The sequence below is a fragment of the Sinorhizobium sp. BJ1 genome (assembly GCF_002531555.1).
Taxonomy (GTDB): Bacteria; Pseudomonadota; Alphaproteobacteria; order Rhizobiales; family Rhizobiaceae; genus Sinorhizobium; species Sinorhizobium fredii_B.
This window is the reverse complement of record NZ_NWTH01000003.1, coordinates 252,817-274,431: the sequence shown is the minus strand read 5'-3', so window position 1 is coordinate 274,431 and position 21,615 is coordinate 252,817. Positions and strand designations below refer to the sequence as shown.

The 21,615-nt window shown below is 62.8% G+C and carries 16 protein-coding genes; 9 read left to right on the top strand and 7 right to left on the bottom strand.

Features of this window, described 5'->3' with window-relative positions; all coding sequences use genetic code 11:
- Positions 1–10 precede the first annotated feature (10 nt).
- The 3 genes from CO676_RS04650 (at position 11) to CO676_RS04640 (ending at position 5,132) form a co-directional block, all read left to right on the top strand.
- Positions 11–712, top strand: a complete 702-nt coding sequence (locus CO676_RS04650; protein WP_014761539.1) for a response regulator transcription factor — start codon at positions 11–13, stop codon at positions 710–712.
- Positions 709–2,106, top strand: coding sequence for a HAMP domain-containing sensor histidine kinase (locus tag CO676_RS04645; RefSeq protein ID WP_014761540.1), 1,398 nt, complete (start codon positions 709–711; stop codon positions 2,104–2,106). The genes CO676_RS04650 and CO676_RS04645 overlap by 4 nt, the downstream gene beginning before the upstream one ends.
- A 68-nt stretch (positions 2,107–2,174) precedes the next feature.
- On the top strand, positions 2,175–5,132 hold the full coding sequence (locus CO676_RS04640) for a bifunctional [glutamine synthetase] adenylyltransferase/[glutamine synthetase]-adenylyl-L-tyrosine phosphorylase (protein ID WP_097519778.1): 2,958 nt from the start codon (positions 2,175–2,177) through the stop codon (positions 5,130–5,132).
- 1 nt (position 5,133) lies between these two features.
- On the opposite strand, the gene CO676_RS04635 is transcribed toward CO676_RS04640, so the two are convergent.
- Entirely contained in the window at positions 5,134–7,461 is a 2,328-nt protein-coding gene (locus tag CO676_RS04635; RefSeq protein ID WP_097519777.1) for an ATP-binding protein, read from the bottom strand.
- A 240-nt stretch (positions 7,462–7,701) separates the two neighbouring features.
- Positions 7,702–10,362, bottom strand: a complete 2,661-nt coding sequence (pepN, locus tag CO676_RS04630; RefSeq protein WP_097519776.1) for an aminopeptidase N — start codon at positions 10,360–10,362, stop codon at positions 7,702–7,704.
- A gap of 376 nt (positions 10,363–10,738) precedes the next feature.
- On the opposite strand from pepN, the gene CO676_RS04625 reads away from it, so the two are divergent.
- Positions 10,739–11,677 carry a DMT family transporter gene (locus CO676_RS04625; RefSeq protein WP_097519775.1) on the top strand — a complete coding sequence of 313 codons (939 nt, stop codon included), beginning with the start codon at positions 10,739–10,741 and terminating at the stop codon, positions 11,675–11,677.
- An 83-nt stretch (positions 11,678–11,760) separates the two neighbouring features.
- Here the strand turns inward: CO676_RS04625 and CO676_RS04620 are convergent, their stop codons facing one another.
- From CO676_RS04620 to CO676_RS04605, 4 genes are all read right to left on the bottom strand, one after another.
- Positions 11,761–11,901 carry a hypothetical protein gene (locus CO676_RS04620; protein WP_097519943.1) on the bottom strand — a complete coding sequence of 47 codons (141 nt, stop codon included), beginning with the start codon at positions 11,899–11,901 and terminating at the stop codon, positions 11,761–11,763.
- A 55-nt stretch (positions 11,902–11,956) separates the two neighbouring features.
- Complete coding sequence (locus CO676_RS04615; RefSeq protein ID WP_014761546.1) at positions 11,957–12,136, bottom strand: hypothetical protein; 180 nt, start codon at positions 12,134–12,136, stop codon at positions 11,957–11,959.
- A 139-nt stretch (positions 12,137–12,275) separates the two neighbouring features.
- Positions 12,276–13,160, bottom strand: a complete 885-nt coding sequence (locus tag CO676_RS04610) for a uracil-DNA glycosylase (RefSeq protein WP_097519774.1) — start codon at positions 13,158–13,160, stop codon at positions 12,276–12,278.
- Positions 13,161–13,271: 111 nt separating this feature from the next.
- Positions 13,272–14,555, bottom strand: coding sequence for an Hsp70 family protein (locus CO676_RS04605; protein ID WP_097519773.1), 1,284 nt, complete (start codon positions 14,553–14,555; stop codon positions 13,272–13,274).
- Between the two features lie 267 nt (positions 14,556–14,822).
- Between CO676_RS04605 and CO676_RS04595 the strand changes: the two genes are divergently transcribed.
- The 3 genes from CO676_RS04595 to CO676_RS04585 all read left to right on the top strand — a co-directional run bounded on the left by CO676_RS04595 (position 14,823) and on the right by CO676_RS04585 (position 18,971).
- Complete coding sequence (locus CO676_RS04595; RefSeq protein WP_097519772.1) at positions 14,823–16,487, top strand: electron transfer flavoprotein-ubiquinone oxidoreductase; 1,665 nt, start codon at positions 14,823–14,825, stop codon at positions 16,485–16,487.
- Positions 16,488–16,904: 417 nt separating this feature from the next.
- On the top strand, positions 16,905–17,903 hold the full coding sequence (locus CO676_RS04590; RefSeq protein ID WP_041413894.1) for an ABC transporter substrate-binding protein: 999 nt from the start codon (positions 16,905–16,907) through the stop codon (positions 17,901–17,903).
- A gap of 180 nt (positions 17,904–18,083) precedes the next feature.
- Positions 18,084–18,971 carry a proline/glycine betaine ABC transporter permease gene (locus CO676_RS04585; RefSeq protein WP_014761551.1) on the top strand — a complete coding sequence of 296 codons (888 nt, stop codon included), beginning with the start codon at positions 18,084–18,086 and terminating at the stop codon, positions 18,969–18,971.
- A gap of 89 nt (positions 18,972–19,060) precedes the next feature.
- Here the strand turns inward: CO676_RS04585 and CO676_RS04580 are convergent, their stop codons facing one another.
- Positions 19,061–19,969, bottom strand: a complete 909-nt coding sequence (locus tag CO676_RS04580; protein WP_014761552.1) for a DMT family transporter — start codon at positions 19,967–19,969, stop codon at positions 19,061–19,063.
- 144 nt (positions 19,970–20,113) lie between these two features.
- Between CO676_RS04580 and CO676_RS04575 the strand changes: the two genes are divergently transcribed.
- Both CO676_RS04575 and CO676_RS04570 read left to right on the top strand, forming a co-directional pair.
- Positions 20,114–20,584: an Lrp/AsnC family transcriptional regulator gene (locus tag CO676_RS04575; RefSeq protein WP_097519771.1), complete on the top strand. Its 471-nt coding sequence runs from the start codon at positions 20,114–20,116 to the stop codon at positions 20,582–20,584.
- Between the two features lie 122 nt (positions 20,585–20,706).
- Positions 20,707–21,609 carry a diacylglycerol kinase family protein gene (locus CO676_RS04570; RefSeq protein WP_097519770.1) on the top strand — a complete coding sequence of 301 codons (903 nt, stop codon included), beginning with the start codon at positions 20,707–20,709 and terminating at the stop codon, positions 21,607–21,609.
- The last annotated feature ends 6 nt before the right edge of the window (positions 21,610–21,615 follow it).

Here is a 21,615-nt window from a genome sequence, read left to right as displayed (position 1 = left end):
GTCCGGGACTATGGTCACCCGTATGAAGATTTTGATTGTTGAAGACGACCTCGAGGCAGCCGCCTATCTGGCTAAGGCGTTTCGAGAAGCGGGTATCGTTTCCGACCACGCCAGCGACGGCGAAAGCGGCTTGTTCATGGCGAGCGAGAACACCTACGACGTGCTCGTGGTGGACCGCATGCTGCCCCGCCGGGACGGCCTGTCGCTGATCACCGAATTGAGGCGCAGGGGCATCCACACGCCGGTGCTCATCCTTTCGGCCCTTGGCCAGGTAGACGACCGAGTGACCGGCCTTCGCGCCGGTGGCGACGATTACCTCCCCAAGCCTTACGCCTTCAGCGAGCTTCTGGCGCGTGTCGAGGTGCTCGGCCGGCGCAAGGGAACGCCGGACCAGGACATGGTCTATCGCGTCGGCGACCTCGAACTGGACCGGCTTTCCCACTCGGTCCGCCGGCAGGGCAAGGAGATCCCGCTGCAGCCGCGTGAGTTCCGGCTGCTCGAATATCTGATGAAGAATGCCGGGCAGGTGGTGACGAGGACCATGCTGCTCGAGAATGTCTGGGACTATCACTTCGACCCGCAGACCAACGTGATCGACGTGCATGTGTCGCGCTTGCGCTCCAAGATCGAGAAGGATTTCGATCCGCCGTTGCTGAGGACCGTTCGCGGCGCCGGCTACATGATCAAGGACGACCGGACCGCTGACGCATGAGCAAATTCGGCGTTCTGTTCAGGACGACCGCGGTCCGGCTTTCCGCGCTCTATCTCGTTCTCTTCTCCCTCTGCGCCGTCTTCCTCGTCTTCTACGTCACCGGCATGTCCGAGCGTTTCCTGCAGCAGCAGACGCGTGAAGCGATTTCTGTCGAAGCAACCCAGATCGAGGGCATATACGAGCGCGCCGGCGTCAACGGCCTGCTTCGCTCGCTGGAACGGCGGGCGCGCCAGCCCGGCGCCAACCTTTACGTCATTGCGGGACCGAGTGGAGAAATCCTCGCGGGCAACGTGGCCGGCCTCGAGCCCGGCTTGCTAGACGACGAGGGCTGGACATCTGAGCCTTTTCACTACCGCCGCTTCACCGATGAAAGCCGCGCGGACAACCACGTCGCACTCGCCCAGGTGCTGGTGCTGGACAACGGTCTGCGGATTCTCGTTGGCCGCGACTTGCAGGAACCGGAAAAGTTTCGCGTTCTCGTGCGCCAGGCCCTGGTGGTCGCTCTCGGCATCATGGGGCTCGGCGCGCTGGTGATCTGGTTCGGCATCGGCCGCAATGCCTTGAGGCGCATCGACCGGATGTCGGAGGCGAGCACCAAGATCATGGCGGGTGACCTTTCGCAGCGGCTGCCGACGAGCGGTTCGGGCGACGAGTTCGACCGTCTGTCGGAATCGTTGAACGCCATGCTGGGCCGGATCGAGAAGCTGAACGAAGGCCTGAAACAGGTCTCCGACAACATCGCGCACGATCTCAAGACGCCGTTGACGCGGCTGCGCAACAAGGCCGAGGCGGCGCTCGGCAGCAAGGAAGGCGGGAGCCAGAACGGCGCGCTCGAGGAAATCATTGGGGAGTCCGACCAGCTGATCCGCACCTTCAATGCGCTGCTGATGATTTCGCGCGTCGAGGCTGGTTCCGCTGTCGCCGAGATGAGCGACGTCGACTTGTCCGGCATCGTCGACGATTGCGTCGAGCTTTACGAGCCGGTCGCCGAGGAAAGCGCCCTCCGCCTGGAAGCGGACATCCAGCCCGGCATAACAATTTCCGGCAACCGCGAGCTGATCGGCCAGGCGCTTGGGAACCTGATCGACAACGCGATCAAATATGCGGATGGTGCGGAAAATCCGGTCATGCGGGTCGAGATGAAGAAAAGCGGTGTCAACGCCGTCCTGACGGTCGCCGATCACGGTCCAGGCATTCCCGAAAATATGCGCCGCGAAGTGGTCAAACGCTTCGTGCGGCTGGACGAAAGCCGTTCGAAGCCCGGCACCGGTCTCGGCCTTTCGCTCGTCGAAGCCGTGATGGAGATGCACCATGGCTCCCTCGCTCTCTCGGCGACGGAGCCGGAAGGAAAGGGATTGACGGTTCGCATGGTTTTCCCGGCCGGCACGACCTGATACACCAGCCAAGCAATGACCGGTTGGATCAAGGTTTCCCCGATGATCCGAAAGGGAGGAGAAGACCGATGGTGGACGCGACCGAGAAGCGGTTGTCCGATATCGAGGCGGTGCCGATCCGTCCCGCGAGCCAGGCCGACGCAAAGGTCGCTCTTTCCGTTCTCAAGGACATGGCAAAGGGGCGCGAGCCGATCGCGAAGCTTTTGGCCTCCGATGCGCCGCTCAAGCACTTTATCCTTGCCGCATTCGCGCTCTCGCCGTTTCTGCGCGATACGGCCGCCAGCAGCCCTGCCACCCTCGAGGCGCTGCTTGGCGAGAGCCTGCCGGGGTTTTTGCAAAGCCGGATCGACGCCGCGCGAAGGGCCTGGCAGGGCGAGGCGGCAGGCAAGGCGCTGCCGGACGCGGAGATCATGTCGCGGCTGCGGCGGGCAAGGCGCGAGGTCGCCTTTGCCGTCGCGCTTGCCGATCTCTCGCGGCTGTTCAATGGCCGTGAAACGACACGATGGCTGAGCGACTTCGCCGGTGCGGCGGTATCGGCCGCGATCGATCACCTGCTGCTCGGCGCGGATGAGAGCGGCAAGTTCGTCCTTCCGGATCCCGCCGCGCCGAGCGTCGCCTCGGGGGTCGTGGTGCTCGGCATGGGCAAGCTCGGCGCCTGCGAGCTCAACTATTCCTCCGACATCGACCTCGTGATCTTTTATGATCCGCAGGCCGGCATCCTCGTCAGTCGCGACGAGGCGACGGAGATCTTCGCGCGGCTCTTGCGGAGGCTGATCCGCGTCCTGCAGGAGCGGACCGGCGATGGCTACGTGTTTCGCACGGACCTGCGCCTCAGGCCCGATCCTGGTTCGACGCCGCTCGCGATCCCCGTCGAGGCGGCCATGCTCTATTATGAAAGCAGAGGGCAGAACTGGGAGCGGGCGGCGTTCATCAAGGCGCGGCCGATCGCCGGCGACCTCTCGGCCGGCGAACGCTTCCTCAAGGAGCTGACGCCCTTCGTCTTCCGGAAATACCTGGATTACGCGGCGATTGCCGACATTCACTCGATCAAACGGCAGATCCACGCCCACAAGGGCCACGGCGAAATTGCCGTGAAGGGGCACAATGTCAAACTCGGCCGCGGCGGCATCCGCGAGATCGAGTTTTTCGTGCAAACGCAGCAGTTGATTGCCGGCGGGCGGACACCCGCCCTTCGGTTGCGCGAAACCGAGGCAATGCTGCATGTGCTCGCCGAGGCCGGCTGGATCGACCGTTCGACGGCGCACGAACTGGTGGACGCCTATTGGTTCCTTCGCGACGTCGAGCACCGCATCCAGATGGTGCATGACGAGCAGACCCACCTTGTGCCCGAGACCGAGGCGGAGCTGAAGCGAATTGCCTGCATGCTCGGCTTCGAAGATACGGCGTCCTTCTCCAGAGAGTTTTCGCGCGTGCTGCGGACGGTCGAACGACGCTATGCGCAGCTTTTCGAACAGGAGGCAAAGCTCTCGACCGAGACCGGAAATCTGGTATTCACAGGCCAGCAGGATGACCCCGACACACTCGAAACGCTGAAGAGGCTGGGGTACCAGCGTCCCTCCGACATAGCCCGCATCATCCGCACCTGGCATTACGGGCGCTATCGGGCGACGCAGTCCGTCGAGGCGCGCGAACGCTTGACGGAATTGACGCCGGAGCTCCTGCGCGTATTCGGTGAGAGCCGGCGCGCCGACGAGGCTTTGCTGCGCTTCGACCAGTTTCTTTCCGGCCTGCCGGCCGGCATCCAGCTCTTCTCGCTGCTCGGCAACAATCCGGGACTGTTGTCGCTGATCGTCAATATCATGTCCTCGGCGCCGCGCCTGGCGGATATCATCGCTGCCAGGCCGCATGTTTTCGACGGCATGCTGGACCCGGGCCTGCTCGCCGAACTGCCGACGAAGGATTATCTGGCGCCGCGGATCGCCAGTTTCGTCGCCGGCGCGCACCATTATGAAGAGGTGCTGGACCGACTGCGCATCATCGCCGCCGAGCAACGCTTCCTGATCGGCATCCGGTTGCTGACCGGCTCGATCTCCGGCCTGCAGGCGGGAAGGGCCTTCACCGATCTCGCCGACCTGATCATTGCAGCTGCGCTGGATGCGGTTCTGGAAGAGATCCGCTCGGTGCACGGCCGCTTCCCGGGCGGTCGCGTTGCGGTCGTCGGCATGGGAAAGCTGGGCAGTCACGAACTGACGGCCGGTTCCGATGTCGACCTCATCCTGCTCTACGATTACGACAGCGATGCCCACCAATCCGACGGCGCCAAGCCGCTCGACCCGACACGCTATTTTACGCGCGTGACGCAGAGGCTGATCGCCGCGCTTTCCGCCCCGACCGCCGAGGGCATCCTCTACAATGTCGACATGCGGCTCAGGCCGTCGGGCAATAAGGGACCGGTCGCGACACGCATCACCGCCTTTGCCAAATATCAGCGTGAGGAGGCCTGGACCTGGGAACACCTGGCGCTGACGCGCGCCCGATGCATCTGCGGCGACGAAAGCCTTGTCAGTGAAGCGGAAGCGATCTTCGCCGAGGTCCTGTCGCAAAAGCGCGATATCGCCAAGATCCGCAAGGAAGTCGAGGAGATGCGCAATCTCATCGACAAGGAGAAGCCGCCGAACGACATCTGGGACTTCAAGCTCATCCCCGGCGGCCTCGTCGATATCGAGTTCATTGCACAATATCTGACGCTCGTGGCGCCAGCGAAAGGCGAGGCGCCGCCGCCTGCCGGAACCCAAACTCTGGAGGCGCTGAAGAGGCTCGGCGCCACGCTGATGGATGCAAACGATCTCGACACGGCAGTCGAGGCGCTCGCGCTGTTTACGGAGGTCTCGCAGGTCGTCCGGCTCTGTCTCGACGGCGATTTCGATCCGAAGGAAGCGCCGGCAGGTCTCGTCGATCTCGTTTGTCGGGCCGGCGATTATCCGGACCTGAAGCACCTCGAGGCTGACATACGCCGCTTCTCCAAAGCGGTTCGCGGCATCTTCCACTCGGTTCTCGCGGCCTGACTCACGCGAGGTCTGGAATTCGCACCGAGATGATCGTGCCGACGCTCTCGGCGGAATGGATTTTCATCCGGCCCCCATGGAGCCGCGTGAGCGATCGGGAGATGGCAAGGCCCAATCCGGATCCGCCCTTGCTCTTGGCATACTGACTCTGCACCTGCTCGAAGGGATGGCCGATCTTCTGCAGCGCGTGCCGGGGAATGCCGATGCCGGAATCGGCGATCGTCAGCGTCACTGCGCCGCGAACCTTGCGGGCCCTGAGCGAAATGCGTCCACCTTCGTTGGTGAACTTGACCGCGTTCGACAGGAGGTTGAGCAGCACCTGTTTCATGGCGCGGCGATCGGCGAACATCGTCAGGCCCGAGGAGATCTCCTGGACGACGCGGATATTCTTCTGCTCGGCCGGTATCGTGGTGAAGCGAAGCGTTTCCTCGATCAGAGGCGCAAGATCGATCCTCTCGCGCGTGATGCGCATGTGACCGGCCTCGATCTTCGACATGTCGAGTATGTCGTTGATGACGTTGAGCAGGTGCTTGCCGCTCTCGTGGATGTCACGCGAGTACTCGTCGTATTTCTCCGACCCGAGCGGCCCGAACATCTGGTTCTGCAGGATCTCGGAAAAGCCGAGAATGGCGTTGAGCGGCGTGCGCAACTCATGCGACATGTTGGCGAGGAATTCCGACTTGGCCCGGTTTGCCGCCTCCGCCCGGTCCTTTTCCGCCTGGTAATTGGCGTTGGCGACGGAAAGCTCGGCCTTTTGTCGTTCGAGCGTGATGCGCGAGGCCGAAAGGTCGCCGATCGTCGCCATCAGCCGCCGCTCGGATTCGCGCAACCGCACCTGATGCCGCTTTAGCAGCGTGATATCGGTGCCGACCGAGACGAGGCCGCCGTCGCGCGTGCGGCGTTCGTTGATCTGCAGCCAGCGCTCGTCGGCGAGTTGCACCTCGCTCGTCTGCGAGTGATTGCTGCGGTCCGGATCGGCGACGCGTCGCTCGACGACGGGCCTGGCCGCCGCGGCATGGACGACCGCCCGTTCGGTCCCCGGCACGAGGACGTGGTCCGGCAACTGATAGGCCTGCTGATAGTGGGTGTTGCACATGACCAGCCGGTCGTGCTTGTCCCACAGCACGAAGGCTTCCGACGTGCATTCGATGGCATCCGTCAGGCGCTGGTCGGCTTCCGCATAGCGCTGGGCGAGCCGGTGCTGCTCGGTCACGTCCATGGCGATGCCGATCAGGTGCGTGCGCCCGGAAACCGTGCGGATGACCTGGGCGCGCGCCCGAAGCCACACGTAGTGACCGTCCGCGTGACGCATGCGGAACACCTGATCGATCTGACGCTCGCTGCCTTTGGCGATCGCCCGCGCCACCCGGTAGATGCCGCGGTCCTCCGGGTGCATGAGCCGCGCCGCATCGCCGAACGACAACACGCTGCTGTCGCCCGGCATGCCGAGCATCTCGTACATGGAGCGAGACCAGAACAGGCGCCGATTGGCAAGGTCGAAATCCCACAGCCCGCAGCGGCCGCGCGACAATGCGGTCTCGACGCGCAGGTTCGATTCCGCGAAGACCGAATCGGCGTCCCGCGCGCGTTTTGCCTGGATATAATAGGCGTAGAGCACGACGAGCAGGATTGCCGAGATGCCGGCAAACAGCGTGACATTGAGCGAGACATCGTCGCGCCAGGCGGCTTCGAACTGGGCGACCGGCGTTGCCGCCAGCACGGCGCCCGCGGAAGCCGAGACCTGCATCAGCGCCACCAGGTGTTCGACGCCGTCGATTGTCGCCCTCATCGCGCCGGCGCCTTCGCCGTAATACTGCAGCGAGGCCATGTCGGGGGCGATCGAGGTGAGCGTGCGTCCGATGAAATGTGCCCCGGCATGGGTGCTCGCGAATATGCGGCCGTCCCGGCGAACCGTCAGCAGGAACATGCCGGTGTCGAGGAGCTCGGCGGGCAGGTATTCAGCGAGCCGGCGTTCGGTCTCCCAGCGCTGCCCATCGACGAAGAGCTCCGGGCCATCTGCCTGGAAAGCCGCCGTTGCGGCGGTTGCCGCCAGGCTGACGGTCCGGCGCGAACTGGCTTCCATTCGGGCGTGCTCGTCCATGATCCCCGACATACGGGATATCGCCACGATGAGCAGGAAGGCGATGATGAGGACGGGAATTGCGCGCTTGAGAACGGGTTCGGCCCGCGCAAGCCTGCGCGATGCCGGCTCGGCAAAGAGCCTCGCCTTGTCGATGAGCTCCCGTTCCAGGCCGAAAAAGCCTGGGAACTTGAGTCGCAACCGCCCGTCGGCTGCGCTTCCCCGTCGCGCGTCCGCTATCTTTCCCAATTTCTGCCGTCCTCGAGAGCGTCCCGCATTTGAATGCGAAAGGAACGCTGTGATCTCTCACTCCGAAACGTCATCGGAAATCGGGACGCTTCGGTGATTCGGTGCGCCGCTCGCCCGAACCTGACTCAATGAATCACAGGGCGATTCGCCTTGTCCAGAGGCAGGGGTAAAGATTTATTAACCAATTTTCATCGTTGGAAAGTTGTAGCTCCTTGCCGCCGAGTCGAGCGCGCGGCGAAATTACGCCGCGCTTCCGTCGTTCAGCATTCGATCGACGATGTCGCTGGCATCGGCGGAGAGGCTGGCACTACCGGCGATTTGCTTGAGGGCATTCAGGGCGTGGTTGGCCCTGACCTGCTCCAGCGACCGCCAGGAGCGCATCGATGTCAGAATCCGTGCCGCGAGTTGTGGATTGCGGGGGTCGATATCGAGGATCTGCTGCGCCAGGAAGCGGTAGCCTTCGCCATCCGCCCGGTTGAAGCCCGTCGGGTTGGAGAAGGCGAAGGCGCCGACGAGAGAGCGTACGCGATTAGGGTTGTTGGCGTTGAAGAGCGGATCGGACATCAGCGCCTTGACCCGGTCGAGGGTCGAGGCGCCGGGGATTGTCGCCTGGATGGCGAACCATTTGTCGATCACCAGCGCATTGTCTGAGAAGCGTTTCTTGAACGTCGCCAATGCATCGAGCGCCTCATCCGCGTCCGGAAAGCGGTGGGCGAGCAGTGTCAGCGCCTGACTGAGATCGGTCATGTTGTTGGCGGAACGGAAGGCGCTTACCGCTTTCTCCGGCCGATCGTCCCCATAGACGAGATAGGAGAGGGCGGCGTTGCGCAGCGCCCGCCGGCCGGCGCTCGCAGCATCGGGCCGGAACGGACCTGACAACGTCATCGCCCCGAGCAATCGCGTGAAGATACGCTTCCCGGAAGCGGAAACGGCGGAAAGGATCGCCTGGCGGCCCGACTGGATGGCATCCGGGTCGTTGTCGCGGCCGATTTCCCGGGCGATGTCGGCCTCGCTCGGCAACGAGAGGACCTGTGCGCGGAACGCCGGCTCCAGCCGTTCGTCGCCCGCGGCCGCCAGAAGTCCGCCGATAAGGGCGTCGTCGCAGGCGATCGGCTGGCCGATTCGCGCCTCTCCCGCGGCCTTGGCCAGATTGTCGAGCGCCATGGCGTTCAGCGCCTGCCAGCGGGCGAAGAGATCGGCCTCATGGCGTGCGATGTGCGCGCGGTCTTCCGCGCTTTGTTCGACGTGCAGGTTGATCGGCGCCGAGAAGCCGCGATTGAAGGAGGGCACCGGCCGGGACGGAATGCCGGCAAAGACGACGGTCTGCTTGCGCTCCGTCAGGTGCACCACGTCTGCCGTGACGTCGGCGCCCGAAACGGCCGCGGGTGTTGCCTCGCTGCCGTCCTCGAGCAGGAGCCCGACACGCAGCGGTACATGCATCGGCTTCTTGGCGCTCTGCCCCGGTGTTGCCGGCACCGTCTGTTCGAGCGACAGGATGTAGTTCTGCTTCGTCGCGTCATAGGATCCGGAAGCGCTGATCAGCGGCGTTCCCGCCTGATGATACCAGAGCGAGAATTGCTTGAGATCGCGCCCGCTCGCGTCCTCGAAGCATGCGATGAAGTCCTCGATCGTCACCGCCTGGCCGTCATGGCGGTCGAAATAGAGATCCATGCCCTCCTTGAAGAGATCGCGACCAAGAATGGTCGCGATCATCCGCGTCACCTCGGACCCCTTCTCGTAGACGGTCGTCGTGTAGAAGTTGTTGATCTCGCGGTATTTCGTCGGGCGCACCGGATGGGCGAGGGGACCGGCGTCCTCGGGGAACTGTTCGGATTTCAGGTGCCTGACTTCGGCAATGCGCTTGACGGCGCGCGAGCGCATGTCCGCCGAAAACTCATGATCCCGGTAGACCGTAAGTCCTTCCTTCAGGCACAGCTGGAACCAGTCGCGGCAGGTTATGCGGTTGCCCGTCCAGTTGTGGAAATATTCATGGGCGATGATCGCTTCGATATTGGCATAGTCCGTGTCGGTCGCCGTTTCCGGATCGGCGAGAACGTATTTGTCGTTGAAGACGTTGAGCCCCTTGTTCTCCATGGCGCCCATGTTGAAGTCGGAGACGGCGACGATCATGAAGATGTCGAGATCGTATTCGCGGCCGAAGGCCTCTTCGTCCCACTTCATCGAACGTTTGAGCACGTCCATCGCATAGGCAGCGCGCGGCTCCTTGCCGTGCTCGACATAGATCCTCAGCGCCACCTTGCGGCCTGACGCGGTCGTGAACGTGTCCTCGACTACGCCGAGATCGCCGGCGACCAACGCGAAGAGATAGCTCGGCTTCGGATGCGGATCGAACCAGGCGGCGAAGTGACGGCCGTCACCCATGTCGGCGCCGCCGAGATAGTTGCCGTTCGAAAGGAGAAGGGGGGCGGTCGCCTTGTCGGCGATGATGTTGACCGTATAGACGGCGAGCACGTCGGGCCGGTCGGGGAAATAGGTGATGCGGCGGAAGCCCTCCGCCTCGCATTGCGTGCAATAGACGCTGTTGGTGTAGTAGAGACCCATCAGCTTCGTGTTCGTCTCCGGCGACAGGAGCGTCGTCACGGTGATCTCGAAGGGAGCGGTTTCCGGCAGGCTGCGGATCGTCAGCGTATCGTCCGTCAGATCGTAGAGCGTCGCCGGGATCTCTTCCTGGTCGAGCAGCAGGCCGGTCATGCTCAGCTCGTCGCCGTCAAGAACCAGCGGGGCGGAGGGGTCGACGCCTTCGCGACGGTGGAAGATGAGGCGCGCCTCGACCTTCGTCTCCTTGGGGTCGAGTTCGAAGGTCAGATCCACTCTTTCGAGAACGAAATCGGTCGGCCGGTAGTCTTCCAGATGAATGATCTGGCCAGTATTTGTCCGCATGGTCAGTCCCGCTTGCGCCTTCCGTTCCTAAGGTAGAGGGCGCCTGTGATGGTGAAAAGGCCAAGAGGCGAGATTTTGTGCTGCAATGCCGTCGACCGCACTTCGGAAGCAAACACGTTCGATTTTTTCCCGCCCCCGTACGGCAGGTTTAACGAAACGGCACTAACAAGAACTAAATCCAACAAGTTTTTTTCGTGATTGCTAAAGCAAGCGAGGAAAGCAACTTGTTCAAGCCATCACGAATATCCCGCACCCATCAAGAAAATTGATCCAACATCCCGCGCCGTGCAGCTAGACTGGCTCCATCCTCCCGCGGCTTGGGCCGCGTCCTTCTTCCCGCGACCGGCTCGCCGGTACCATCTCGAAAATGTCCTCCATGGATGCCGACATTCACAATCCCATGAAGGGGATTCTGCTCAAGGTCCTGTCCGTCATCGTCTTCGTTTGCATGTCCACTTGCATCAAGGCGGCCGGCAGTGACATCGCCACCGGGCAGATCACCTTCTATCGATCGGCCTTCGCCATGGTGCCGATTCTCGGTTTCCTCGCCTGTCGCGGCCAGCTGCGCGACGCCTTCCGGACAAACAATGTCCCGGGGCATGTGCTACGCGGCTTGATCGGCATTCTGTCGATGAGCTGCGGCTTCTACGGGCTCGTGCATCTGCCGCTTCCGGAGGCGATTGCGATCGGCTACGCGATGCCGCTGCTGGCGGTGGCCTTCGCTGCAGTGTTTCTCGGCGAGATTGTCCGGCTTTACCGCTGGTCTGCGGTGGTCATCGGCCTCGTTGGCGTGCTGATCATCACCTGGCCACGCCTGACACTGTTCGGCGAAGGAGGATTTGGCTCGTCGGAAGCGCTGGGTGCCGTCGCGGTGCTGCTTTCGGCGACGCTCGGAGCGGTCGCGATGGTCCTCGTGCGCAGGCTCGTGCAGACGGAGCGCACGCACACGATCGTTCTCTACTTCTCGCTCTCCGCCGCCGTGTTTTCCCTGGCAACACTTCCCTTCGGCTGGTCGGCGATATCGTGGACGTCCTTCCTGCTCTTGATGCTCGCCGGCTTCTGCGGCGGGGTCGCCCAGATTTTACTGACGGAGAGCTATCGCCACGCCGACATGTCGACGATCGCGCCCTTCGAATATGCCTCTATCGTGCTCGGCATCGCCATTGGCTATTTCCTTTTCGGCAACGTACCGACGGCAGCCATGCTCCTGGGCACCGCGATCGTCGTCGGAGCGGGCATCTTCATCATTTTCCGGGAGCACCGGCTCGGGCTTGAGCGGAAGGGGGCGCGCAAACACGTCACACCGCAGGGCTGAACATCGCCTATTGCGCCTGCCTCTGCCAGTCGGAGGGACGGCGTCGACCTTGCCCGGGGCGCAGGGGGTGGATGGTGCAGGGATCAGTTGGGCAGCAGAGGGCTCACCGCGACACGATGCGCGCGGCGAGCATCCGTGATCGTGCTCAGCCTGGTGAACTCGCGCGAGGCACGAACGGCGGTGCTGATATCAGAAATCGTGTCGAGCAGGCTACGGATAGACATGATCGTGATCTTGCTCAGGCGAGCGCCGGGACCGAAGGCTCGCCGCACCATTTGATCAGCGTTGAATGAAATCGGCGTAGATCTGGGCCGGGCGGCGCGTGGTGCGCGCGAAGCCGATCGCCGTCATCTGTTCGTTGGCTACGGCGCCGAAGCTATTGTACGGCGTCCGCAGAGCGACACGGGCCTGACGGAGCGTCTCGAAGCTGCTGTGGATCGGGCGAAGGCGGGCAGTCATGGTTCAGTTCCTTAATCCATTCCTCCCGTGGCCTTATATTGCGGTGCAGCATAGTATTTGCAACGCATTAAAACGCGGCACTGACCTGCGCAAATTGCATGGCTTTGTTCATATTTCCTTCACCCGTCGGAAAGGCGGGTCAGCCGGTGATCCGGGCCCTGAAGGCGAGGAGATCTTGCCAGGCGAAACGCTTATTGACCGGCGCGCTGATGAGATCCTGGGGGTGCAACGTCGCCAATGCCTGAACGGGGTGGCCTCCGGCGGAAAGCTCGCGCCATTGCCCCCTCGTTTGATGGATCGTCTCGCTGGTGCCGAAGAAGAAGCGGGCGGTGAAATTGCCGAGTAGGAGCAGGTGCCTGGGCTCGGCGAGGGCAATCTGCCGCTCGATGAAGGGACGGCAGATGTCGGCCTCCCGTCCGCTTGGCACGCGGTTTCCGGGCGGCCGCCAGGGTACGACATTGGCGAGCAGCACATCCGACCTCGACAGGCCGATGCCGAAAAGCATCCGTTCGAGCATATCACCGTGCTTGCCGGCGAAGGGCTGGCCATCCCGGTCATCCTCCGCATAGGGCATCGGACCGACAATCATGACGCCGGAGGCGGTGTTGCCGTCGGCGAATACGAGGTTGCGGGCGCTGTTCCTCAGGTTGCAGCCGGTAAAGGCCTCCATGGCCGTGCGCAATTCGGCGAGCGAGCGCGCACTTTCGGCAGCGAATCGTGCTTCGCTGATCGCTTGCTCGTCCGGGATCGCCACCGCCGGCGGAACACTTGCCGGCGCGGCAGGAAGAGGGTCCCGGGCCTTGCCGGGGGGCGCCGGCTGGACACGACCGCTCTGCACCTCCGAGGGGCTCGGCGGCCTGACTTGCGGGGCAGCCCGCGCGTCGGCGCGTGTGGCCCTCATCGCTTCGAACTCTGCCAGCCGATCGACGGGCTTGTCCTCAAGCAACCATTCGACGCCCGCCTCCGCATGGAAAGCAAGAAGGGCGGCGAGTTCCGAAGGGGAGAGGTCGTTGGCCGAGATCATGGGCGGAACCTAGAGCCTTTCATGGCCAAATGGAACCATTCTGTTGGCTCCATTTGGTCATATGAAAGGCTCTAGCAGATCGGCGAAAGCGGTCAGCGGCGGGCGGGACACTTACGCAGCGATCGTCCAGGCCGTGATGTCCTCCCGCTCGCCGATGAGCGCAAGCCCGTGGGCGATCGACAGGAGTTCGCCGCCGCTCTCGATCCGCTCCTGGCCGAAGCGGTTGTCGAAAAGCCGACGCACGGCGGGCACGAAGGACGTACCGCCGGTCAGGAAGATTCTGTCGATTTCGGCCGGCGCAGTCGCCGTCGTTGCAAGCACCTCGTCGAGAGCCGCTTCGATACGGGCGAGGTCCGGGGCGATCCACGCCTCGAAATCCTTGCGGCGAACCGTTCGCCGCGAGCGCTCCCCAAGCGGTGCGAAGAAGAATTCGGTTTGCTCCTCCTGCGACAGTCGCATCTTGGTAGCCGAGATCGCCTGATATAGCGGATAGCCTTCGTCATGCTCGATCAGGTCGACGAAGGCCTCCAGTTTCTCCGGTTCGAGGCTGGTGCGCACGAGCTTCTTCAGCTCGGCAAAGTCCTTGAGCGTCTTGAAGATCGACAGCTGGTTCCAGCGGCCGAAGTTGGCGTAGTAGCTCGACGGAACTTCAAGCAGCTTGTCGAAACTCTTGAACAGACTCCCCTTTCCGATCAGCGGCGCGACGATGTTGTCGATGATGCGGAAGTCGAAGTGATCGCCGGCAACGCCGACACCGGAATGCCCGATCGGCGTGGCGACCAACCGCCCGCCGTGGCTTTCGAACCGAATGATCGAGTAGTCCGTCGTCCCGCCGCCAAAGTCGGCGACGAGCACCGTCGCATCGCGCTCGAGCTTGCGGGCGAAGTAGAAGGCGGCCGCAACCGGTTCATAGACGTAATGGATCTCCGGAAAATCGAAACGGGCAAGGGCGCGGCCGTACCGTTCAATCGCCAGCTTCTCGTCCGGACTGGCGCCGGCAAACTGCACCGGACGCCCAACGACGAGTCGCCGCAACGCTCCGTTCCAGTCGTCTCCCGCATAATCTCTGAGGCGGCCCAGAAAGCTGTGCATCAGATCTTCGAACTCATGACGTTTCGCGAAGACGAGGGTGCCTTGAAAAAGCGCGCTTGCGGCAAAGGTCTTGATCGACTGGAGGAAACGGCATTCACCCGGATTGTCGATGAAATCGCGGATCGCCGCCTGGCCTGCTTCGACTTTCAAGGAAGCGGGGCCCTTCATGAAGGAAAGAGCCGTCCGTGTCGTGTCGAACCGGCCGGCGGGGCTTTCCACGTAGAGGGAGCGAGTCGAAGCGCCCTGCGCCAGCGCCAGGACGGAGTTGGTCGTTCCGAAATCAAGGCCGAGGGCCGAAGCCATGATTGTCTCCTTGCGATGTCAAGACGGGGCCGGCCTCCTTGCATGCGGGCGCCGCAAAAGCAAGCTGAGACAGTCTATTCGGTTGCGCCATTATTTACGTTTACGTTCACGTAATATATAGGATTGTGCTAAACTCATGAAGTCATGCGCAAATGCAGAGACAGTCTGTCGCATCCCGGCTCGACAAGGTTTGCGGCATTTGTCATGACGGGATGATCTGACTGGGAACGGAGCCGGCGGAGAACGGCAAGACTGGAGAACGCGCTAATGACCGAGGCGATGGAACTGCCCGAACGCGAGAGCATGGAATTCGACGTGGTGATCGTCGGGGCGGGTCCGGCGGGGCTTGCCGCGGCGATTCGGCTGAAGCAGGTCAATCCGGAGCTGTCGGTCGTTGTGCTGGAAAAGGGGGCGGAGGTCGGCGCGCACATCCTCTCCGGCGCCGTCGTCGATCCGATCGGCATCGACCGGCTGCTGCCCGGCTGGCGCGACGAGCCCGATCATCCGTTCAAGACCGAAGTCACCGACGACCATTTCCTCTTCCTTGGCCCGGCCGGCTCGATCCGCCTGCCGAATTTCCTGATGCCGCCGCTGATGAACAATCACGGCAACTACGTCGTATCGCTTGGGCTCGTCTGTCGCTGGCTCGCCACCCAGGCCGAAGCGCTCGGCGTCGAAATCTATCCGGGCTTTGCCGCGACCGAAGTGCTTTACAATGACGAGGGCGCGGTGATCGGCGTCGCCACCGGCGACATGGGGATCGAGCGCAACGGCGAGCCGGGCCCGAACTTCGCCCGCGGCATGGCGCTCCTCGGCAAGTACACGCTGATCGGCGAGGGCGTGCGTGGCTCGCTCGCCAAGCAATTGATCGCCAAGTACAGGCTCGACGACGGCCGCGACGTGCCGAAATTCGGCATCGGCCTCAAGGAGCTCTGGGAGGTGAAGCCCGAGAACCACAAGCCCGGTCTCGTGCAGCATTCCTTCGGCTGGCCGCTCGGCATGAAGACCGGCGGCGGCTCGTTCCTCTATCACCTCGAGGACAATCTCGTCGCGGTCGGCTTCGTCGTCCATCTGAACTACAAGAACCCCTATCTCCATCCGTTCGAGGAGTTCCAGCGCTTCAAGACGCACCCGGCGATCCGTGGCACCTTCGAGGGGGGAAAAAGGCTCTCCTACGGGGCCCGCGCCATCACCGAGGGCGGCTGGCAGTCGGTGCCGAAGCTGTCCTTCCCCGGCGGCGCGCTGATCGGCTGTTCGGCCGGCTTCGTCAACGTGCCGCGCATCAAGGGCAGCCACAATGCGGTGCTGTCGGGCATTCTCGCGGCGGAGAAGCTGGCGGCGGCGATCGCTAGCGGCCGCGCCAATGACGAGCCGATCGAGATCGAGCGCGGCTGGCGCGACAGCGCCATCGGCCAGGACCTGAAGAAGGTGAGGAACGTCAAGCCGCTGTGGTCGCGCTTCGGCACGGCGATCGGCGTGGCGCTCGGTGGCCTCGACATGTGGACCAACACGCTGTTCGGCTTCTCCGTCTTCGGCACGCTGAAGCACGGCAAGAGCGACGCCCAAGCACTGGAGCCGGCGGCCAAGCACCAGAAGATCGACTATCCGAAGCCGGACGGCGTCCTGACCTTCGACCGGCTATCCTCGGTGTTCCTGTCGAACACCAACCACGAGGAAGACCAGCCGATCCACCTGCAGGTCAAGGATCCGGACCTGCAGAAGCGTTCCGAATACGACGTCTATGCCGGTCCGTCGACGCGCTACTGCCCGGCCGGCGTCTACGAATGGGTGGAGAAGGACGGCCAGCCAGTCTTCGTCATCAACGCGCAGAACTGCGTCCACTGCAAGACCTGCGACATCAAGGACCCGAACCAGAACATCAACTGGGTGCCGCCACAGGGGGGCGAAGGCCCGGTTTATCCGAACATGTGACGCTCGGGGGCGCCGGGCCGCACGGACTCCCGAAAGCGAAGTGCGGGGAAGGCCCCGTCTATTCGAACATGTAGTGCTCGGCAGGCTGCACGGACCTTATCAATGGCCAAGGTGCGCATCCGAGGAGGGATTCTCGGAGCACCTGACCGCGTTCCCCATGCCCCTGCTGCAGATGAAATTTGCAGCCAGTCCTTCAATTGCTCATCTTCGTGAAAAAAGACAATGAGCGCGATCGCTGACGCAAATGGGCAAGCCTTTGCCCGCGAGACTCGATAGCAGTAACATGAACCATCGATCGGGAGTTTGGGTCGATGGCGACAAAGGCCGTTCGATCCGGTCCTGATCCAATCACTGTCCGCTGCCGCGGTGAGGCTGGCAGTTCGTCACGGGTACACCGTTAGAAGAGAGGGAAACGAGATGAAAAAACTACTTGCAACGACGTGTCTGGCCGTGGGCCTCTTCGGACTTGGCAGCGCCGCCTCGGCGCAGGAGTGCGGCGATGTGACGATCGCCAACATGAACTGGCAGAGCGCCGAAGTGCTGGCGAATGTGGACAAGTTCATTCTGACGGAAGGTTATGGCTGCAGCGCCGAATTGGTCGTTGGCGACACCGTGCCGACCATCACGTCGATGATTGAAAAGGGCGACCCGGACATCGCTCCGGAAGGCTGGGTCGACCTGCTGCCGGACGTCGTCAATCGTGGTCTGCAGGAAGGCAAGCTCGTCGGCGCGGCGATGTCGCTCTCCGACGGCGGCGTCCAGGGTTGGTGGATACCGAAATACATCGTCGACGCCAATCCGGACATCAAGACGATCGATGACGTGCTGAAGCGCAAGGACCTCTTCCCGGATCCGGAAGATCCGAGCAAGGGCGCCGTCTTCAACGGCCCGCAAGGCTGGGGCGGCACGGTGGTGACGACGCAGCTCTACAAGGCCTATGGTGCGGAGGCCGCGGGCTTCACGCTCGTCGACCCCGGCTCGGCCGCCGGTCTCGACGGCTCGATCGCCAAGGCCTACGAGCGCAAGCAGGGCTGGGTCGGCTACTACTGGGCGCCGACGGCGCTGCTCGGTAAATACGAGATGGTCAAGCTCGACCATGGCGTGCCGGCTGATGCGGCCGAATGGAAGCGCTGCAACACGGTCGCCGATTGCCCCGACCCGAAGAAGAACGACTGGCCGAAGGACAAGGTCCAGACGCTAGTGACGAAGGCCTTCGCCGACCGTGCCGGTCCGGTCATGGATTATCTCAATACTCGCGCTTGGTCGAACGACGTCGTCAACAAGCTGATGGCCTGGATGACGGACAATCAGGCGAGTGGCGAGGAAGGCGCCAAGCATTTCCTCGAAGAGAACCCGGATATCTGGACCAAGTGGGTCTCGCCGGAAGTCGCAGAGAAGGTCAAGGCGGCCCTCTGATCCAGTTTCTAGCCGAAGAGCGGCGCGCCCGAATGCGCGCCGCTTTCATTTAAAGAGCGATTGTGAGGCGGCTCCAGCCGTCGCAGCAACCCTCCGCCCTCCGGGGAACGCAGGCGCTGCGGCGGCCGTAACGAGAAAGCAGAAAATCTCGCCTCGACCAAAGCGAAGGGGAATGAAGCAATGGAATGGCTGACCAATTTTCCGCACATGGATGATGACCGCCTTCGAGAACTGAAGAAAGTGATCGATGAAGGCTTTCGGACCTTCACGCGGGCCTATGGTGACGGCATCGAGACGTTCTTCGAGCCGCTGCAATTTTTCCTGATCCAGTCCGAGCGGTTCATGACGCGCACGCCCTGGCCGATTATCATACTCCTGATTGCGGTGATCGCCTGGTTCGCCAGCCGCAACTGGAAGGTCGTCGCCGGATGCGTCGGCACCCTCCTGCTGATCGGTTACTTCGACATGTGGGACGACACCATGAAGACGATCTCGATGATCTTCGTTTGTACGGTGCTGTCCATCGCGATAGGCATTCCGCTAGGCATCCTCATGTCGCGCTCCGATCGCGTCCAGAACGTCGTCAATCCGGTGCTCGACGTGATGCAGACGATGCCCAGTTTCGTTTATCTGATCCCCGTGGTGATGCTGCTCGGCATCGGCAAGGTGCCCGGGCTGATCGCAGTCGTCATCTATGCCATCCCGCCGATGATCCGCCTGACCAATCTCGGCATCAGGCTGGTCGACAAGGATGTCCTCGAAGCCGCGGACGCCTTCGGCTCATCGAGCTGGCAGAAGCTGAAGAACGTGCAGATGCCGCTGGCGCTGCCCACCATCATGGCCGGTATTAACCAGACGATCATGATGGCACTTGCCATGGTGGTGATCGCGTCGATGATCGGCGTCCAGGGCCTGGGCCAGCCGGTGCTGAAGGCCATCGCCAACCAGTATTTCACGCTCGGCATCTTCAATGGCCTCGCCATCGTCGGCATCGCCATCATCTTCGACCGCGTCAGCCAGGCCTATGGCCGCCGCCTGCAGCGGCACCGTGAAATCGTTCACGGCTAGAATGGCACTGCGGTTGCGGCCGGGTCGGCCTGCGAGCAGTGACAGAAATCGGCCCGGGACCACACTCCCGGGCCGTCTGCCTTTAAGGCTCATGCCCGCCGAGCCGAGAGGATGCCGGTCGACAGCGCAACACCCGCGGCCGTAATAAACGCTGCGGCAATCTCGAATGGACCGATCGTCTCTCCAAGAAGCATGCCGCCACCAATCATCGCGAGCACGGGCGTCATGGCCGTGAAGGCGGCCGCCTGCGTGCCGCCGAGGCGCCGGACGGCAAGGCCGTAGGCAAGCGTCGCAATAAGACCGGAAAGAACGCCCTGGCTCATCACCTGCAGGCCGATCTCCTGCGCGGGCACGTTCCCGAGCGTGCTGCCGAAAACGAGCGCCAGGGCGATATGGATGAGGAACGACCAGATTGCGATGAGCGCGCTGCCTTCAAGCGGGTTCAGACCCGAGCGCCGGAAGGCGTGCGTATAGATCGCCCATAGCGTCGCGGCGGCAGGCAGCAGCAGGTAGCCGGTCCAACTGGGCGCGTCCGACGCGCCGAGGCTGCGGAATAGCAGGACCGTCATGCCGATGATGATCGCCGCAAAACCGAGGAGCCGCATGGGATCCGGACGTTCCCGGAACAGCATCACGCCGATGATTGCCGTCGCGAGCGGCATCGAGCCTCCGAGGAGCACCCCGACCGAGGCCGCCGGCGTCGCGTGGATGGCGAAAGCCGCCACCTGGAAGAATACGGCGCCCGATCCCGCGACCATCAGGGCGAGAAGTGTCAGCGGCAAGCCTTTCGGGATGAGACCCGCCTTCAGCCAAACCGGGGTAAGGAGCAGTGCCGGTATCCCATAGCGAATGAGCCCGAGATCGATGGTGCCGAGCTTGGTCGCGGCGGTGTGCCGCGTCGCGAGAATCCAGCCGGCCCAGATCAAGACCGTGACAAAGGCGCCGGCATAGCCGGCGGCAGGCGAATCGGAGTGGCCATCGAGTGTCAGCGCAACCATTGTCTTGTTCCTCCAGCGTCGTGGTGGGGTGTTTCAGGTGCGTGAATCTACCGCCGACACGCGGGGCATGTCCTTGCTATCTATGTCTTGGTATTGGTATATGAAGCAATGATCTGCCAATATTAGTATAGAAGTGATTCAGCTATGCCAAAACTCGACAAATTCGACATCGCCATCCTCAAGGTCCTGCAGGAGGATGCACGCGCGACCAATGTCGAGATCGCCGAACGCATCAACCTTTCGCCGTCTCCCTGTCTGCGGCGCATCCGCAATCTGGAGAAGTCGGGCGTGCTGCGCGGCTACCGCGCCGATATCGACCGCAAGGAGGTGGGGCTGGGGCTGACCGTCTTCGTCGAGATCAAGGTCGGCCAGCACAGCCAGGAAAATGCGCGACGGCAGCAGGAGGCGTTGCTCGCCATACCGGAGGTGGTCTCCTGCTTCCTGATTTCCGGCAATGCGGATTTCCTCGCCGAGGTGGTCGTGGAGGACCTCTCGGCCTATGAGAGGCTGCTCACCGAAACCTTGCTGACCCTGCCCGGGGTGACGGATATTCGCTCGAATTTCGCCATCCGAACGATCAAGACCGCCGGTCCTCTGAAGCTGCCGGTCCTGTGAGGCCGCGACACCGCACCCACCAACCGGCCGCGAAAGTCTTTTGCCGGTGTGCTCTGGAATCCCCCGCTGCCGCCCTTATCTCAGGACCAGAAAGGTTTCACGGATGAAAGAGAGAGCAGTCCTTGAGAGTTAAAGCCATCTTCAATCGGGATGGAGGGACTTTCCGCACCACGGATATGGAGACCTATGGCAGGAGGGTCGAGGAGGTATTTCGCGCCGCCGGGCATGAGATGGAAATTGCCGCGGTGGCCGCGAGCGATATCCTGCCGGCGCTGGAGACGGCCTGCCGGCGCGATGATCTCGATGCGATCGTCGCCGGTGGCGGCGACGGCACGATCTCCGCCGCAGCCGGGGTTGCCTGGCGAACCGGCATGCCGCTCGGTATCATACCTGCGGGAACGATGAACCTGTTCGCCCGCTCCCTCAAGCTGCCGCTCGATATCTGGAGGGTCCCCGAGGTCCTCGCCAATGGTCGAATCATCGATGGCGACATCGGCAGTGCCGACGGCCGGGCGTTCGTGCATCAATTCTCGATGGGACTGCACGCCCGCATGGTGCGTTATCGCGAATCCTATAAATTCGCTTCCCGCCTCGGGAAAATCGGTGCCAGCGTGCGCGCCGCCATTGGTGTGATCTTCAACCCGCCGGATTTCGAGATCGAATTCGACGCCGACGGCCACCGCGAGCTTAGGCACGTTTCCGCCATTTCAGTCTCGAACAACCATTTCGGACACGCGACGCTGATGTATGCGGATGATGTTACGGCCGGACATCTCGGTTTCTACACGGCCCCGCCGCTGAGCCCGGCGGGCGTCGCGAAGCTCGCCTTCGACATTCTGCGCGGCCGTTTCCGGGCAAGCCCGCTGATCACCGAGATGAGCGCCCTGGCAGTCGATCTGCATTTCCCCAAGGTCGATCGCAAGATCAATTGCGTCATCGACGGCGAACTCGTGCCAATCCAGCGGCGCGATGTCGCCCTGCGCATCCATCCGGGCGAACTGAAGCTGCTCGTCGGCTCGGAATAGCGGCTG

Excerpts from the sequence above, each read along its gene's own strand:
- CO676_RS04650 (WP_014761539.1), top strand. The coding sequence starts at position 11 with ATGGTCACCCGTATGAAGATTTTGATTGTTGAAGACGACCTCGAGGCA.
- CO676_RS04645 (WP_014761540.1), top strand. The coding sequence starts at position 709 with ATGAGCAAATTCGGCGTTCTGTTCAGGACGACCGCGGTCCGGCTTTCC.
- CO676_RS04640 (WP_097519778.1), top strand. The coding sequence starts at position 2,175 with ATGGTGGACGCGACCGAGAAGCGGTTGTCCGATATCGAGGCGGTGCCG.
- pepN (WP_097519776.1), bottom strand. The coding sequence starts at position 10,362 with ATGCGGACAAATACTGGCCAGATCATTCATCTGGAAGACTACCGGCCG.
- CO676_RS04625 (WP_097519775.1), top strand. The coding sequence starts at position 10,739 with ATGGATGCCGACATTCACAATCCCATGAAGGGGATTCTGCTCAAGGTC.
- CO676_RS04620 (WP_097519943.1), bottom strand. The coding sequence starts at position 11,901 with ATGTCTATCCGTAGCCTGCTCGACACGATTTCTGATATCAGCACCGCC.
- CO676_RS04615 (WP_014761546.1), bottom strand. The coding sequence starts at position 12,136 with ATGACTGCCCGCCTTCGCCCGATCCACAGCAGCTTCGAGACGCTCCGT.
- CO676_RS04610 (WP_097519774.1), bottom strand. The coding sequence starts at position 13,160 with ATGATCTCGGCCAACGACCTCTCCCCTTCGGAACTCGCCGCCCTTCTT.
- CO676_RS04605 (WP_097519773.1), bottom strand. The coding sequence starts at position 14,555 with ATGGCTTCGGCCCTCGGCCTTGATTTCGGAACGACCAACTCCGTCCTG.
- CO676_RS04595 (WP_097519772.1), top strand. The coding sequence starts at position 14,823 with ATGACCGAGGCGATGGAACTGCCCGAACGCGAGAGCATGGAATTCGAC.
- CO676_RS04590 (WP_041413894.1), top strand. The coding sequence starts at position 16,905 with ATGAAAAAACTACTTGCAACGACGTGTCTGGCCGTGGGCCTCTTCGGA.
- CO676_RS04585 (WP_014761551.1), top strand. The coding sequence starts at position 18,084 with ATGGAATGGCTGACCAATTTTCCGCACATGGATGATGACCGCCTTCGA.
- CO676_RS04580 (WP_014761552.1), bottom strand. The coding sequence starts at position 19,969 with ATGGTTGCGCTGACACTCGATGGCCACTCCGATTCGCCTGCCGCCGGC.
- CO676_RS04575 (WP_097519771.1), top strand. The coding sequence starts at position 20,114 with ATGCCAAAACTCGACAAATTCGACATCGCCATCCTCAAGGTCCTGCAG.